The organism is Caldicellulosiruptoraceae bacterium PP1, assembly GCA_041320695.1.
Lineage (GTDB): Bacteria > Bacillota > Thermoanaerobacteria > Caldicellulosiruptorales > Caldicellulosiruptoraceae > JBGGOQ01.
This window is the reverse complement of sequence record JBGGOQ010000001.1, coordinates 572,020-587,307: the sequence shown is the minus strand read 5'-3', so window position 1 is coordinate 587,307 and position 15,288 is coordinate 572,020. Positions and strand designations below refer to the sequence as shown.

At 30.2% G+C, this 15,288-nt stretch carries 15 protein-coding genes; all 15 read left to right on the top strand.

The features are described 5' to 3' along the window. Window positions 1–61: 61 nt before the first annotated feature. Window positions 62–2,149: an elongation factor G gene (gene fusA / locus ACAG39_03045; protein MEZ0536212.1), complete on the top strand. Its 2,088-nt coding sequence runs from the start codon at window positions 62–64 to the stop codon at window positions 2,147–2,149. Window positions 2,150–2,268: 119 nt separating this feature from the next. After that, window positions 2,269–2,565, top strand: coding sequence for a zinc-ribbon domain containing protein (locus ACAG39_03040; protein ID MEZ0536211.1), 297 nt, complete (start codon window positions 2,269–2,271; stop codon window positions 2,563–2,565). A 155-nt stretch (window positions 2,566–2,720) separates the two neighbouring features. Then, on the top strand, window positions 2,721–3,254 hold the full coding sequence (gene hpf, locus ACAG39_03035; GenBank protein ID MEZ0536210.1) for a ribosome hibernation-promoting factor, HPF/YfiA family: 534 nt from the start codon (window positions 2,721–2,723) through the stop codon (window positions 3,252–3,254). 125 nt (window positions 3,255–3,379) lie between these two features. Continuing rightward, window positions 3,380–5,926: a preprotein translocase subunit SecA gene (gene secA, locus ACAG39_03030; protein MEZ0536209.1), complete on the top strand. Its 2,547-nt coding sequence runs from the start codon at window positions 3,380–3,382 to the stop codon at window positions 5,924–5,926. Window positions 5,927–5,928: 2 nt separating this feature from the next. Further along, window positions 5,929–7,063, top strand: a protein-coding gene (gene prfB / locus ACAG39_03025) for a peptide chain release factor 2 (protein ID MEZ0536208.1) whose coding sequence is annotated in 2 segments (ribosomal slippage) — window positions 5,929–6,009 and window positions 6,011–7,063 — 1,134 coding nt in all. Because the reading frame shifts where the segments join, the coding sequence is not laid out codon by codon here. Beyond that, window positions 7,064–7,510 (top strand): chemotaxis protein CheW, encoded by a 447-nt coding sequence (locus ACAG39_03020; GenBank protein ID MEZ0536207.1) that lies wholly within the window; start codon window positions 7,064–7,066, stop codon window positions 7,508–7,510. It begins immediately after the preceding gene. 120 nt (window positions 7,511–7,630) lie between these two features. Continuing rightward, complete coding sequence (locus ACAG39_03015; protein MEZ0536206.1) at window positions 7,631–8,944, top strand: response regulator; 1,314 nt, start codon at window positions 7,631–7,633, stop codon at window positions 8,942–8,944. Between the two features lie 15 nt (window positions 8,945–8,959). Continuing rightward, entirely contained in the window at window positions 8,960–10,147 is a 1,188-nt protein-coding gene (locus tag ACAG39_03010; protein MEZ0536205.1) for an HDOD domain-containing protein, read from the top strand. A 10-nt stretch (window positions 10,148–10,157) separates the two neighbouring features. Beyond that, window positions 10,158–11,174 carry a response regulator gene (locus ACAG39_03005; GenBank protein MEZ0536204.1) on the top strand — a complete coding sequence of 339 codons (1,017 nt, stop codon included), beginning with the start codon at window positions 10,158–10,160 and terminating at the stop codon, window positions 11,172–11,174. Window positions 11,175–11,273: 99 nt separating this feature from the next. Next, complete coding sequence (gene leuC, locus ACAG39_03000) at window positions 11,274–12,560, top strand: 3-isopropylmalate dehydratase large subunit (GenBank protein MEZ0536203.1); 1,287 nt, start codon at window positions 11,274–11,276, stop codon at window positions 12,558–12,560. Window position 12,561: 1 nt separating this feature from the next. Further along, window positions 12,562–13,053: a 3-isopropylmalate dehydratase small subunit gene (gene leuD, locus ACAG39_02995; protein MEZ0536202.1), complete on the top strand. Its 492-nt coding sequence runs from the start codon at window positions 12,562–12,564 to the stop codon at window positions 13,051–13,053. 1 nt (window position 13,054) lies between these two features. Then, window positions 13,055–14,122, top strand: coding sequence for a 3-isopropylmalate dehydrogenase (gene leuB, locus ACAG39_02990; GenBank protein ID MEZ0536201.1), 1,068 nt, complete (start codon window positions 13,055–13,057; stop codon window positions 14,120–14,122). A 139-nt stretch (window positions 14,123–14,261) separates the two neighbouring features. Further along, window positions 14,262–14,549 (top strand): 30S ribosomal protein S6, encoded by a 288-nt coding sequence (gene rpsF / locus ACAG39_02985; GenBank protein MEZ0536200.1) that lies wholly within the window; start codon window positions 14,262–14,264, stop codon window positions 14,547–14,549. Window positions 14,550–14,564: 15 nt separating this feature from the next. Then, window positions 14,565–15,002: a single-stranded DNA-binding protein gene (locus tag ACAG39_02980; protein MEZ0536199.1), complete on the top strand. Its 438-nt coding sequence runs from the start codon at window positions 14,565–14,567 to the stop codon at window positions 15,000–15,002. A 21-nt stretch (window positions 15,003–15,023) separates the two neighbouring features. Then, window positions 15,024–15,284: a 30S ribosomal protein S18 gene (rpsR, locus tag ACAG39_02975; GenBank protein MEZ0536198.1), complete on the top strand. Its 261-nt coding sequence runs from the start codon at window positions 15,024–15,026 to the stop codon at window positions 15,282–15,284. Window positions 15,285–15,288 lie beyond the last annotated feature (4 nt).

Here is a 15,288-nt window from a genome sequence, read left to right as displayed (position 1 = left end):
TTTTGAATTTAGTGTCGAATATTTTATATATGTTTAATAAAACTTTAGGGGGAATGTGGCTATGAAAGAATATGCTCCACAATTTATCAAAAACGTTGCTTTACTTGGGCATGGTGGCGATGGAAAAACAATACTTACTGATGCACTTTTATTTAATGCTAAATGCACTGATAGAATAGGCAAAACAGAAGATGGAACAACTGTATCAGATTTTGATCCTGAAGAGATAAAAAGAAGAATATCAATTTCTACAACTGTTGAACCATTTGAATGGAACGACTACAAAATAAATATACTTGATACACCTGGCTATTTTGACTTTATTGGTGAAGTATTTGAAGCCCTTCAAGTTGCAGATTCATGTCTTTTGTTAGTAGGTGCTAAGACAGGAGTACAAGTTGGAACAGAAAAGGCATGGGAGTATGCTGAAGAAAGACAAAAACCACTAATGTTTTTTGTTAATAAAATGGATGAAGACAATGCTAACTTTGATAAGGTATTAAGTCAATTAGTAGATACTTTTGGGAATAAAGTAATACCAATTCAATACCCAATTATTGAAAATGGCAAATTTTTAGGATTAGTTGATATAGTTTCCAACAAGGCATTTTTGTTTGAAAATAACTCTGTCAAGGAGGCAGCAATTCCTGACAGATTAATTGATAAAATTGAAGAATATAAAAATGCTTTGATAGAGGCTTCTGTTGAAAATGATGAGATGCTAATGGAGAAATATTTCGCAGGTGAAACTATATCTCAAGATGAGCTAATTACTGGACTAAAAACAGGAATAATTACACGATCAGTTTTTCCAGTTACATGTGGTTCAGCTTTAAAAAATATTGGCATTAAGGAACTTATGAATATAATAAGTAATTTATTACCTTCTGCAAATGATGGAATGAAATTAAAAGCAATAGATATCAAAACTAATAATGAAATACAAGTTGAAATAAATGAGAAAGCTCCTCTTTGTGCCTTTGTATTTAAAACAATTGCAGATCCATTTGTAGGAAAGATTACATTTATCAAAGTGTTAAGTGGGGTTTTGAAAGCTGATTCTGTTGTATTTAATTCATCAACAGAAAAACAAGAGAAAATTTCCCAGGTAATGATTATAAGAGGCAAAAAACAAATACCAGTAAACGAGCTCAAAGCAGGTGATATAGGTATATTAACAAAACTTCAAAATACTAATACTAATGATACTTTATATGATCCATCTCGACCACTTAGAGTTAATCCAATTGAATTTCCAAAACCATGGCTTATGCTTGCAATTGAACCAAAATCAAAAGGCGATGAAGAAAAGATTTCATCAGGCCTTCATAGGTTAACTGAAGAAGATTTAACATTTAGAATCGAAAAGAATGTTGAAACAGGCCAAAATATTATATATGGAATAGGTGATCAACATATTGATGTAATTGTTTCAAAGCTTAAAGCAAAGTTTGGAGTATCAGTAAATCTTTCAGACCCTAAAGTTCCATATAGAGAGACAATACGTAAGAAGGTCAAAATGGAAGGAAAGCATAAAAAGCAGACAGGTGGTCATGGACAATATGGCCATGTATGGATAGAATTTGAACCAGGCCCCACCGAAGACCTCACTTTTGAAGAGAAAATATTTGGTGGTGCAGTACCAAAACAATACATCCCTGCAGTTGAAAAAGGCTTAAGAGAATGCATTAAGAAAGGAGTTTTAGCAGGTTTTCCTGTTATCAATCTTAAAGCTGTTCTAGTTGATGGTTCATACCATCCAGTTGATTCATCAGAACTTGCATTTAAGGTTGCAACATCCATTGCTTATAAAAAAGGATTAGCACAGGCAAATCCGGTATTACTTGAACCTATTATGAAGGTAAGTGTTATTGTACCTGATGATTATACTGGAGATATAATGGGGGATCTTAATAGAAGACGTGGAAGAGTTCATGGAATGGAACCGCATGAGAAAAACATGCAAGTAGTAGAAGCAGAAGTGCCACTTGCTGAGATGTTTAAATATGCAACCGAATTAAGATCTATGACACAGGGACGAGGAAGCTTTTCAATGGAATTTTTAAGATATGAAGAGGTTCCAGCAAATATTGCTCATAAAGTTATAGAAGCAGCTAAAGCAAATTTACAAGAAGAAGAGGAAGAATAAATTATTTTTTAAAAACTATTGCCAAAATACCAAAACAGGTATATAATTAAAAAGACATGATTGTTCAAGGTGAACAAATAGTGTCTTAGTTAAAATCCAAAAAGTGAGGGGAATTTTTAATGTATCAAGACAAAGTTTTAGTATGTAAAGATTGCGGAAGAGAATTTGTTTTCACAGCAGGTGAACAAGAATTCTACGCAGAAAAGGGGTTCAAAAACGAACCATCAAGATGTAAAGATTGCAGAGATCAAAGAAAGTCAATGCAAAGACGCGAGGCAAGACCACAACAAAAGAGAGAACTTTTTGATGCTGTATGCAGTGCATGCGGAAAAGAAACAAAGGTTCCATTTAGACCACGTAATGATAGACCAATTTACTGCAGCGATTGCTTCGCAAAAGTAAAAGCTACAAATTAAGCTGCAGTTTTAAATATAAATAATATGTAGCAAAAAAAACCTATCCTAAGTTTTTAGGGTAGGTTTTTATTTTTTATTTAAAATGTGTAAAAAGTATTTTGAAGGGTATATATATAATATAAAATAATAACCACTACATAGAGAGGATGATTTTAATGAAATTCATTATAAGTGGTAAAAATATTGAAATCACAAATGCACTAAGAGAAAGGGTTGAAAAGAAATTATCCAAACTTGAAAAGTATATTAAAAAAGATGTTGATGTTCATGTAACATTAAGTGTGGAAAAAATAAGGCATATAATAGAGGTTACAATACCGTTTTATGGAATGATATTAAGAGCTGAAGAGGAAAGTACAGATATGTATTCTGCTATAGATTTAGTTATCGAAAGCTTGGAAAGACAAATAAGAAAATATAAAACAAAGATAAGTAAAAGGACAAAAGAAGCTGAATCACTAAGATATATAACTTCTATTGATTTTGAAGAAGAGGAACAAACAGAAGATTTTATTATTGCAAAAACAAAAAAATTTCCAATAAAACCCATGAGTGTGGAAGAAGCGATATTAGAAATGAACCTAGTTGGTCATAATTTCTTTGTATTTTTGAATGGTGACACAGAAAAGGTAAATGTTGTATATAAACGAAATGATGGAGCATATGGACTTATTGAACCTGAATATTAAAATTTAAATTCACAACACCGCTCAAGGATATTCATTCCTTGGGTGGTTTTTTATTTGAATATTTATATAAATATGATAAAATAATAATTTGAAGTATATAAAATTTTAGAATGAGGTTGAGTAAAATGCTTAAATTTGTTGAAAAATTATTTGGAAGTTATAGTGATAGAGAAGTAAAAAGAATATTACCAATAGTTGATGAGATAGAAAGATTAAGCAAAGAATATGAAAAACTGTCAGATGCTGAATTAAGACAGAAAACAGAGATTTTCAAAGAAAGGCTTAATAATGGAGAGACACTTGATGATATTTTACCAGAAGCTTATGCAACTGTTAGAGAAGCGGCGTTTAGAACATTAAAAATGAGGCATTTCAGAGTTCAGCTTATTGGTGGTATAGTACTTCACCAAGGCAGAATAGCTGAGATGAAAACTGGTGAAGGGAAAACTTTAGTTGCCACCTTACCTGCTTATCTTAATGCTTTAACTGGTAAAGGCGTTCATATAGTTACCGTAAATGACTATTTAGCAAATAGAGATGCTGAGTGGATGGGGCCAATTTATAAGTTCTTAGGTCTATCAGTAGGTGTAATTGTTCATGGACTTGATGCAACTCAAAGAAGGCAAGCATATAATTCAGATATAACTTATGGAACAAACAATGAATTTGGCTTTGATTATCTACGAGATAACATGGCAATTTATAAAGAAGAATTAGTTCAACGAGAATTAAACTTTGCTATTGTTGACGAGGTTGATTCAATCTTAATTGATGAAGCAAGGACTCCTCTTATTATTTCTGGTCCTGCAGAAAAATCTACTGATTTGTACAAAAGAGCCGATAATTTTGCAAGAAGGTTAAAACCTTTTTATTATAACAGTGATGATGATAAAACAATGCCAGATACAACTGGCTATGATTATATTGTTAATGAGAAGAGACATACTGTATCACTTACAGAAGAGGGTATCAAAAAAGCTGAGAAATATTTTGGACTTACAAATTTAGCTGATCCGGATAATGCAACAATTAATCACCATATTATACAAGCATTAAAAGCTCATGGGCTTATGAAGAGAGATAGAGACTATGTTGTAAAAGATGGAGAAGTTATCATTGTTGATGAGTTTACCGGAAGGCTTATGTACGGACGTAGATTTTCAGAAGGGCTTCATCAAGCTATTGAAGCAAAAGAAGGAGTTAAAATTGAAAGAGAAAGTAGAACATTAGCTACAATTACTTTCCAAAATTATTTTAGATTATATAACAAGCTTTCAGGTATGACTGGTACTGCAAAAACTGAAGAACAAGAATTTAGAGAAATTTATAAATTAGATGTAATAGAAATTCCAACAAATAAACCAATGATAAGAATTGATCACCCAGATTTGATATATAAAACAGAAAAAGCAAAATTTGAAGCTATTGTTAACGAAATTGAAAAAACTAATCATAAAGGCCAACCAGTTTTAGTTGGAACAATTTCTATTGAAAAATCTGAGATTTTAAGTGATATGCTGAAAAAACGAGGAATAAAGCATGAAGTTTTAAATGCCAAATATCATGATAAAGAAGCAATGATTATAGCACAAGCAGGTCAAAAAGGTGCTGTAACAATTGCAACAAATATGGCTGGTAGAGGTACAGATATAGTTTTAGGTGAAGGTGTAGCTCAATTGGGAGGACTTAAAATTATTGGTACAGAACGCCATGAAAGTAGAAGAATTGATAATCAGTTAAGAGGAAGATCTGGTCGTCAAGGTGATCCTGGTGAATCAAGATTTTATGTATCACTCGAAGATGATTTAATGAGGCTATTTGGTTCTGAACGTGTAAAGAATATGATTGAATCTTTAGGCTTTCCAGATGACCAACCTATTGAACATAGGCTTTTAACAGATGCTATTGAGAAAGCTCAAAAAAGGGTAGAATCAAGAAACTTTGAAGTTCGTAAGCATGTGCTTCAATATGACGATGTTCTAAATAGACAAAGAGAGCTTATTTATTCGCAAAGACGAAAGGTTTTAGAAGGTGAAAACCTTAAAGAATATATTCTTAATATGATTGATGAACTAATCGAATATAAAATTAAAATATATACTGGAGAGACTCCACATCAAGATGAGTGGGATATTAACGGTTTATTACAAGATTTGAAAACAATATTTTTAACTGACGAGATTGATGAAACAAAAGTACTTAAAATGACAAAAGATGAACTTAAGCAAGAATTAATTAATATTGCAAAAGAAAGATATAGCAAAAAGGAAAATGAAGTTGGACAATTAATGAGGGAACTAGAAAGGGTTGTGTTATTAAAAGTAGTTGATACACATTGGATGGATCATATTGATGCAATGGATCAACTAAGAGAAGGAATTGGATTAAGATCTTTGGGGCAAAGGGATCCTGTTATTGAATATAAATTTGAAGGTTTTGAAATGTTTGACCAAATGATAAAAAAGATACAGGAAGATACTTTAAGGATTATTATTAATGCTCATATTGAAAATCTACCTCAAAGAGAAAGAGTTGTTTCAGAAACTTATGAAAATGCACCAACTGATGGAGTTTCTAGGAAACCAATTGTTAAAAATCAAAAAGTGGGAAGAAATGATCCATGTCCTTGTGGCAGTGGAAAAAAATATAAAAAATGTTGCGGTGCTATTTAATAATGAAAGGGGAGTTTTTGTTGGTTCAATTTGAGGAGTTATTACAAAGTGTTGAACAACTAAGAAGTGATTTTGAAGAAGTGAGGGTTTCTCTTTGACATAGACATTGTAAAAAAAGAACTAGATCAATTAGAAAAGAAAACTCATGAAAATGATTTTTGGCAAGATGTAGAGAATTCACAAAAGGTTCTTCAAAATATCAAAAGATTAAAAGATAAAATAGATGGGTATGAAGAATTATATAAGAAATGGTCTGACCTTAAAGAGTTAATTCTGCTTTGTATAGATGAAAAAAATGATGAAATGTATACTGATTTAAATATAGAATATAAACAAATATCAAGAAGGTTAGAAGAACTAAAATTACAAACCTTATTAAGCGGTCCTTATGATAAGAATAATGCTATTTTATCTATACATTCCGGTGCAGGAGGAACAGAAGCTCAAGATTGGGTTGAGATGCTTTTAAGGATGTATACAAGATGGGCTAATACAAAAGGCTTTAAGGTAGAAACATTAGATTTACTACCGGGTGACGAAGCTGGAATAAAAAGTGTTACTATTAGAATAGTTGGTGAAAATGCCTATGGATTTTTAAAATCAGAAAAAGGTGTGCATAGATTAGTTAGAATCTCACCTTTTGATGCAGCTGGAAGAAGACATACATCTTTTGCAGCAGTTGAGGTTTTACCAGAAGTAGAAGATGATACAGATATTATAATAAAAGATGAAGAACTTGAAATAGACACATATAGGGCTTCAGGAGCAGGTGGCCAGCATGTTAATAAAACTGAATCTGCTGTAAGAATAAAACATATACCCACAGGAATTGTTGTTACATGCCAAAACGAGAGATCACAGCACAAAAATAGAGAAACTGCAATGAAAATATTAAAAGCAAAGCTTTTCGAACTGAAAGAAAAAGAACAAAGAGAAAAGATGAACTTAATCAAAGGCGAACAAACTGACATAGGATGGGGAAATCAAATTAGATCATATGTATTTTGCCCATATACGTTAGTAAAAGATCATAGAACTAATGCAGAAGTTGGAAATGTTCAGAGCGTAATGGATGGAGACATAGATATTTTTATTAATGCTTACCTCAAAATGTATAAAAATGAGGAGGTTATGTAAATGAAACAATATGTTGTTTTTAGTGTAGGTGATCAATTATTTGGTGTTGAGATTTTGGATATTGTAGAGATAATAAAACCTACAAAATTTACCAAAATTCCTAATGCACCTGAATATCTTGAAGGATTAATCGACTTAAGAGGGACATCAGTTCCAATTATTAATTTATCAAAAAGGTTAATGCTTGGATCTAATGCTTTAAATCCAAAGGTTGTTATTGTGCAACTTGATAAGTTCATGATGGGCTTTTTAGTTGATGATGTTTCTGAAATTTTAAAGATTGACGAACAGAATGTTGAAGAAGCAAAAGAAAATATAAAAGGTATTAAAAGGAATTATATCCAATCAATTGCTCGAATAGGCGAAGAATTACTGATTATACTTAATCTAAAAAGAGTATTGACAATAGATGAAGAGCAATTAATCGAAAGAGTATTAAACAATTAAATGTGTCATTTAGGCTGTCCAAAGTACATTTGTTTATATTTCTTACATAATGATTATATCTAGTTATTAGGAAATATAAATAGCTTTTTGGACAGCTTATTTTTTTAAGGGGTGGTATATATGAAAATATTAATTGTTGATGATAGCCCATTCATAACTGCTCAGGCAAAGGATATGATATTAAGTAATAATATAAATGCTGAAATATATGAATGTTACAATGGTGATGAGGCACAAAATATTCTCGAAAAAGATTCATATGATATTCTGCTTATTGATGTTGTCATGCCTGGAAAAAGTGGGATTGAAGTGGTAAAAAGTATAAGAAGAATGAAAGAATATGGAGATATATATATAATTGTGATGACGTCAATAAATAAAGATAATATATTAAGAGAAGCTTTTGATAGTGGTGCTAATGACTTTATTCGAAAACCATTTGATGAAAATGAACTAATTTCACGTCTTAAAGCTGCTTTTAGACTCAGGAGCTATCAATATTTATATAAAACTACACTTCAGAATTTACAAGAAAAAAATAAAGAATTAGCAACAATTGCAAATAAATTAAAAGAAACACAGGACTATTTAATTCATTCTGAAAAAATGTCGGCAATAGGACAGATTGCAGCTGGTATTGCTCATGAAATTAACAACCCTTTAGGATTTATATCAACTAATTTTGAAACATTATATAAATATTCAAAGAAAATGGTTGAAGTTATTAGTTCAATAAATGATATTATAAAAAGCGTTACAAATTTTAACAATATTGACTGTGAAAAGATGAAAGATGATATAAGCAATCTTTCACAATTAATTCATAAGAATAAAATAGACTATATCATTTCTGATATTGATGACCTTTTTGCTGAATCTCAAGAAGGTATTGAAAGAGTTACACGAATTGTTCAAAGTTTAAGGCGTTTTGCAAGAAGTGGTCATGATTCAAACTTTACCTATGAGGATATAAATGACATTATTGATGAAACATTAATAATTGCTAAAAATGAAATTAAATATAAAATTGACATTATTAAAGAATATGATAAATTACCTCAAGTTTATTGCAATAGAGGTGAAATAGGTCAAGTTGTACTTAACATTATTATTAATGCAGTTCAGGCAATCAAGTCTCAAAACAAGGATGAGAGAGGACATATAATAATAAAAACTTGGTATGATGAAGAAAATGTGTATTTTTCTATTAAAGATGACGGTCCTGGAATTAAAAGGGTTTATTTAAGTAAAATATTTGAACCATTCTTTACAACAAAAGAGGTAGGACAAGGTACAGGACTTGGGCTTAGTATTTCTTATGATATTATAGTAAATAAACATAAAGGTAATATTAAAGTATTTTCTGAAGAGGGGAACGGTGCCGAATTTATTGTTAATATTCCCAGAAATAACGAAATATCAGATAATAATTAACATGGATGTGATATAATGATGAAAAAAATATTGTTTGTTGATGATGAGAAATATATTTTAAGAGCTTTACAAAGAGCATTTATTGATGAGGATTATGATATTTTTGTTGCAGAAGACGGAGAGAGTGCTCTTGATATTTTAAAAAATAATCAAATTGATTTAATAATTTCAGATATGCGTATGCCTAAAATGGATGGGTATGAATTATTAAAGATAGTAAAAAATAAATATCCTTCGGTAATAAGAATTATTCTTAGTGGATATGCAGATGAAGATATTATTTTTAAAGCTATACAAACAAATATAGCAAAATTATATATTTATAAACCATGGGATGATGAAACATTAAAAAAGATTATTAAAAATGTATTTTATATTGAACAATTAATTAAAGATAAAAAACTTTTGGAGATTATTAACAATATAGATTATGTTCCTACACTGAAAAATTTATATTTAAATGTCTTAAATCTAATAAGCGATAATGAGGATATTAGTAAAATTGTCAAAGAAATTGAAAAAGATCCAGCTATAAGTGCAAAGATACTTCAAGTAGCCAACTCAGCATTTTACAATCTAAAGACTGCATCTATAAAGAATGCTATTGTGTATTTAGGATTAATTAATATCAAAAACATTATTTTATCACAAACATTTATAGAAATGTTAATTGACGATAGTATTGAAAAAAAGGAATTATGGATTCATGCTAATTTATCAAACAAATTGACAAGTTTTATTTATGAGAAAATATTACGCAAAAAAATGCATGATAGTTATTCTTGTGCAGGCCTTTTACATGGATTGGGGAACTTAGTTCTATGTAAAATATATCAAAAAAAATATAAGGAATTTAATGAAAGCTTGAAAAATAAAAGCATTGATGATATTTTAACAAAAGAAAAAGAATATTTCGGAATTAACCATGCTGAGATAGGGGGAGCTCTTCTTGCGTGGTGGCAACTTCCACTGCCTATTGTTGAAACAGCATTATTTCATCATAATCCCCAAGATATAAATATCATAAACAAAGAATTAGTATGTATTGTAAACATTGCTTGTCACTACTCATGGTTAATATTAGACAATAAGAATAAGACTACTGATCCAACTTATTCAATAAATTATCTGAAATTAGATGGAGAAAAACTAAAAATAATTGAAGATTTATGTATTGAATTACAAAATGAGTTAAGATTATAGGAGGATTTCTATGAAAAAGAGAACAATACTTTTTGTTGATGATGAAGAAAATATATTAAACTCCTTGAAAAGATCATTATTTGATGAAGAATATAGATGTATATTTACTATCTCAGCTGAAGAAGCATTAAATATTCTTAATAGAGAAGAGGTACATGTGGTTGTTGCCGATATGAAAATGCCGCAAATGGACGGATTAACCTTTCTTAAAATAGTAAAAGAAAAATATCCTAAAATTGTAAGAATTGTACTATCCGGTTATACACAGTTATCACAAGTTTTAGCTACCATAAATCAAGCTGATGTATTCAGATATGTAACTAAACCTTGGAAAATGGAAGAAGAATTCAAAGAAATACTTAAACAAGCTATAGAATATTACAATTTACAAGAAGAAAAAGAAGAATTAACAAAGGCATTAGAAAAGAAAAATCAGATGTACATTAATATCTTGAAAACAACAGAACAAAAATTTAAAGAGGTTGGGCAAGACTTTTTATATATCAATAATGCAATTTCAAAGTTATTTGATTATATAATTGAAAAAAAGAATGATGATAATTTTGATACAATAATAGCTAATTTTAAAAGAATTTTTAAAAACATTATTTCATCACAACCAACTTTCAAAATTAAATTTGGCTATGAAAGATTAAGAAATGAAATCTATAAGTTTATTGAAGAAAAGCTAAATATTAATAAAAAATTAATATTAAATGTACGAAATTCTGATATAAGCAATATTATTTTTGAAGGTAATTACACTATTATATTTCTAACACTTATCGAAATAATTTCAATTCTTTATAATGTCAACAGTTTAGATTTACTTCAAATTGAACTAACTTATGCAAAAAAGCAAGAGGAACAAAATCTTATTTTTATTATACCTATTGATGAAATAAATAATCAAAATACTTTAGATATATTAGAAATTGCAGGTATTTTTATTAAAGCATATAATGGAGATTTTATGATTAAACAAAAAGATAAGGGCTTTGTATTGATAATTGATTATAAGCTTTGAAGTGAAAAATCATTAACTATTTATGTTCAAAATAAAAAAATAAGTGAAGATAAATAATTATATTTTACTTAAAATATTAGAAAAAATGTTAGAGGTGTTATGAATATGTCAATGACTATGACACAAAAGATACTAGCAAATCATGCCGGGAAAAAACATGTTGAAGCGGGAGATTTAACATTTGCCAATATTGATTTAGTTCTTGGAAATGATGTTACTACTCCAGTTGCAGTTAAAGAATTTGATAAAATTGGAACTGAAAAGGTTTTTGATAAGGATAAAATTGCAATTGTGCCTGATCATTTTACTCCTAACAAAGACATTAAGTCGGCTGAACAATGTAAATTCATTCGTGAATTTGCAAAAAAACATGATATCACAAATTACTTTGAAATAGGGGAAATGGGTATTGAGCATGCTTTAATTCCTGAAAAAGGTCTTGTTGTGCCAGGAGATTTAGTTATTGGTGCTGATTCCCATACTTGCACATATGGAGCATTAGGTGCTTTTTCAACTGGAATAGGTTCAACTGATATGGCAGCAGCAATGGCAACAGGAAAATGTTGGTTTAAAGTGCCTGAAGCTATTAAATTTGTTTTATATGGCAAAAAAACAGGCTGGGTTTCTGGGAAAGATGTAATTCTTCATATAATTGGAATGATTGGCGTTGATGGAGCTTTATATAGTTCTATGGAATATACAGGAGAAGGATTAAAGTATCTTTCAATTGATGATAGATTTACTATTGCTAATATGGCGATTGAAGCAGGTGCTAAAAATGGTATATTTGAAGTTGATGATATTACAATTGACTACGTAAGAAAACATTCAAGTAAACAATATTCAATATATACTGCTGATAAAGATGCAAAATACTCAAAAGTTATCGAAATAGATTTATCAAAAATAAAACCTACAGTCGCTTTCCCACACCTACCAGAAAACACAAAAACAATAGATCAAATTGCTGAAAATGTTTATATCGACCAAGTTGTTATTGGTTCCTGTACGAATGGTAGAATTGAAGATTTAAGAATAGCAGCAAAGATTTTCAAGGGAAGAAAAGTTAAAAAAGGATTAAGATGTATTGTATTCCCTGCTACACAAAATATTTATATGCAAGCCTTAAAAGAAGGCCTTATTGAAATTTTTATTGATGCCGGTTGTGCTGTTTCAACTCCAACTTGTGGGCCATGCCTCGGAGGACATATGGGTATTTTGGCAGAGGGTGAAAAAGCACTTGCAACAACAAATAGGAATTTTGTTGGAAGAATGGGGCATCCAAAGAGTGAAGTATATCTTTCATCACCTGCAGTTGCAGCAGCTTCTGCAATATTGGGATATATTGCATCGCCAGAAGAACTTGGTTTGAAAGGAGAAGAATAAGATGATATTTAACGGTAAGGCTCATAAGTATTATGATAATATTGACACTGATGTTATAATTCCAGCTAGATATTTAAATACTTCTGATCCAAATGAACTTGCTAAACATTGTATGGAAGATTTAGATAAGGAATTTGTAAACAAAGTTAATAAAGGTGATATTATAGTTGCAGGTAAAAATTTCGGTTGTGGTTCTTCTCGTGAACATGCACCAATTGCAATAAAAGCAAGTGGTATTTCATGTGTAATTGCAAAATCATTTGCAAGGATATTTTATAGAAATGCTATAAATATAGGTCTACCTATTATCGAATGTCCAGAAGCAGTTGATAGTATATCAGATCAAGATAACCTTGATGTTGATCTGATAAATGGAAAGATAAAGAACCTCACAAAAAATGAAGAATATATAGCAAAACCATTTCCGCAATTTATGCAAGATATTATGAAAATGGGTGGATTAATTTCATATGTTAAAGGAGAGAAAAAATAATATGTATAAAATTGCTGTACTACCAGGTGACGGAATAGGACCAGAAGTGATAAATGAAGCAATAAAGGTTTTAAATAAGGTTTCTGAAAAGTATAATATAAAATTTGAGTTCAGCTTCTTTGATGTAGGTGGTATTTCAATTGATAAATTTGGTGTCCCAATTACAGATGAAAATCTTGAGTTAATAAAAAAGTGTGATGCAACATTATTAGGTGCAGTAGGAGGGCCTAAATGGGATAATTTACCTGGAAATCTTAGGCCTGAGCAAGCACTACTAAAATTACGTGGAGGACTTGAAGTTTATGCTAATTTGCGTCCTGCTATATTATTTGATGAATTAAAATCGGCATCTCCTTTGAGAAGTGATATTGTTGAAAAAGGTATAGATATTTTGGTTGTTAGAGAACTAATTGGCGGGATGTACTTTGGTCCTAAGGGAATTGAAGATGTAAATGGAACAAAAAGAGCATATGATACAGAGATATATTCTGTTCCAGAAATAATAAGAATTGCAAAGGTTGCATTTGAAGCAGCAAGAAAAAGAAAAAAGAAGGTTACGTCTGTTGATAAGGCAAATATACTTGAATCATCAAGGTTGTGGCGTCAGGTTGTTGAAGAGGTAGCTAAAAATTATCCTGATATTGAACTTAATCATATGTATGTAGATAATGCAGCAATGCAACTTGTAAAGGACCCTTCACAATTTGATGTTATTGTAACATCAAACATGTTTGGAGATATTTTATCTGATGAAGCATCAATGATAGTAGGATCAATTGGTCTTTTAGCATCAGCTTCAATCGGTGAAGGGACTAATGGTTTATATGAACCTATACATGGAACAGCTCCTGATATTGCAGGTAAAAATATAGCAAATCCAATTGCAACAATATTATCAGCTGCAATGATGTTAAGATACAGTTTTTCATTAAATAGTGCAGCTGATGCAATTGAAAATGCTGTTAAAATAGCCTTGAAAGAAGGATATAGAACAAAAGATCTTTCCTTTGGTAAAGACACGTACGTAACCACAACTGAAATGGGAGATATAATATCAAAAAATATATAAAGTTGGCAGTGTATTGCCAACTTTTTGTTTAGAATAAGAACATTATAGTTGATATTATGAAAAATATATGATAAAATACATCTTGCTATTTCCTTGCTCCATTTTAATGGGGCCATATGTCTATAAGGAGGTGAAACGTATGGAAAGAAAATATGAAACAATATTTATTGTAAACCCAAATTTTGATGATGAATCAAGAAATAATCTTATCGAAAAGGTAAAAACATTAATTTCTTCAAATGGTCAGATTGATAATATTGAGGAATGGGGTAAAAGAAGATTAGCTTATATGATTGACAAACATACTGAAGGTTACTATGTTCTTATTCAATTTACTGCAAAGCCAGACCTTCTAAAGGAATTAGAAAGGGTTTACAGAATAACAGATGGTTTTATAAGATTTTTAATAGTTAAATTGGATAAATAATAAGGGGGCGGCATTTTGAATAAAGTATTATTAATGGGAAGATTAACCCGCGACCCTGAAATAAGACGAACTGTTAATAATAATACTGTTGCTAATTTTACTTTAGCAGTAAATAGAAGGTATAAAAGAGATAATGAACCTGATGCTGATTTTATTCCTGTTGTTGTATGGGGTAAGTTGGCTGAATTTACTGAAAATTACTTAAAAAAAGGGAGACAGATTGTAGTTGTTGGTAAACTACAAATTAGAAGTTGGGAAGCAGAAAATCAAAGGCACTTTATTACAGAAGTAATTGCCGATGAAATATATTTTGCTGACTCAAAACCAAAAGAAGAAAATATATCCAATAAAAACGATTATATAAAGGAAGATACAAGCAAATTAATAGATAGTGAGTTAGAAGGCTTTTATGAGGAACCTATCGATACTCCAGAAGATGATCTTCCATTTTAATAACTGAAAGGAGGTAATGTTATGTCTCAAAATCAAACAGGTAATGCAAATGAAAAGGTTCAAAGCAGGCAAAAAAAGAAAAAGAAAGTTTGCTCATTTTGCGTTGAAAGAGTTTATGATATAGATTATAAGGATGTTAATAAATTAAAAAGATTTTTAACAGAGAGAGGAAAAATTCAACCAAGAAGAATTACTGGAAATTGTGCAAGACATCAAAGACAGCTAACAACTGCTATAAAAAGAGCAAGAATGATTGCACTATTACCATTTACTGCTGAATAAAAAA

What these genes read in the sequence shown, in the direction of transcription:
- leuB (MEZ0536201.1), top strand. Translation starts at nt 13,055, where the DNA reads ATGTATAAAATTGCTGTACTACCAGGTGACGGAATAGGACCAGAAGTG.
- ACAG39_03020 (MEZ0536207.1), top strand. Translation starts at nt 7,064, where the DNA reads ATGAAACAATATGTTGTTTTTAGTGTAGGTGATCAATTATTTGGTGTT.
- rpsR (MEZ0536198.1), top strand. Translation starts at nt 15,024, where the DNA reads ATGTCTCAAAATCAAACAGGTAATGCAAATGAAAAGGTTCAAAGCAGG.
- ACAG39_03015 (MEZ0536206.1), top strand. Translation starts at nt 7,631, where the DNA reads ATGAAAATATTAATTGTTGATGATAGCCCATTCATAACTGCTCAGGCA.
- ACAG39_03040 (MEZ0536211.1), top strand. Translation starts at nt 2,269, where the DNA reads ATGTATCAAGACAAAGTTTTAGTATGTAAAGATTGCGGAAGAGAATTT.
- hpf (MEZ0536210.1), top strand. Translation starts at nt 2,721, where the DNA reads ATGAAATTCATTATAAGTGGTAAAAATATTGAAATCACAAATGCACTA.
- ACAG39_03010 (MEZ0536205.1), top strand. Translation starts at nt 8,960, where the DNA reads ATGATGAAAAAAATATTGTTTGTTGATGATGAGAAATATATTTTAAGA.
- leuC (MEZ0536203.1), top strand. Translation starts at nt 11,274, where the DNA reads ATGAATATGTCAATGACTATGACACAAAAGATACTAGCAAATCATGCC.
- ACAG39_03005 (MEZ0536204.1), top strand. Translation starts at nt 10,158, where the DNA reads ATGAAAAAGAGAACAATACTTTTTGTTGATGATGAAGAAAATATATTA.
- fusA (MEZ0536212.1), top strand. Translation starts at nt 62, where the DNA reads ATGAAAGAATATGCTCCACAATTTATCAAAAACGTTGCTTTACTTGGG.
- rpsF (MEZ0536200.1), top strand. Translation starts at nt 14,262, where the DNA reads ATGGAAAGAAAATATGAAACAATATTTATTGTAAACCCAAATTTTGAT.
- leuD (MEZ0536202.1), top strand. Translation starts at nt 12,562, where the DNA reads ATGATATTTAACGGTAAGGCTCATAAGTATTATGATAATATTGACACT.
- secA (MEZ0536209.1), top strand. Translation starts at nt 3,380, where the DNA reads ATGCTTAAATTTGTTGAAAAATTATTTGGAAGTTATAGTGATAGAGAA.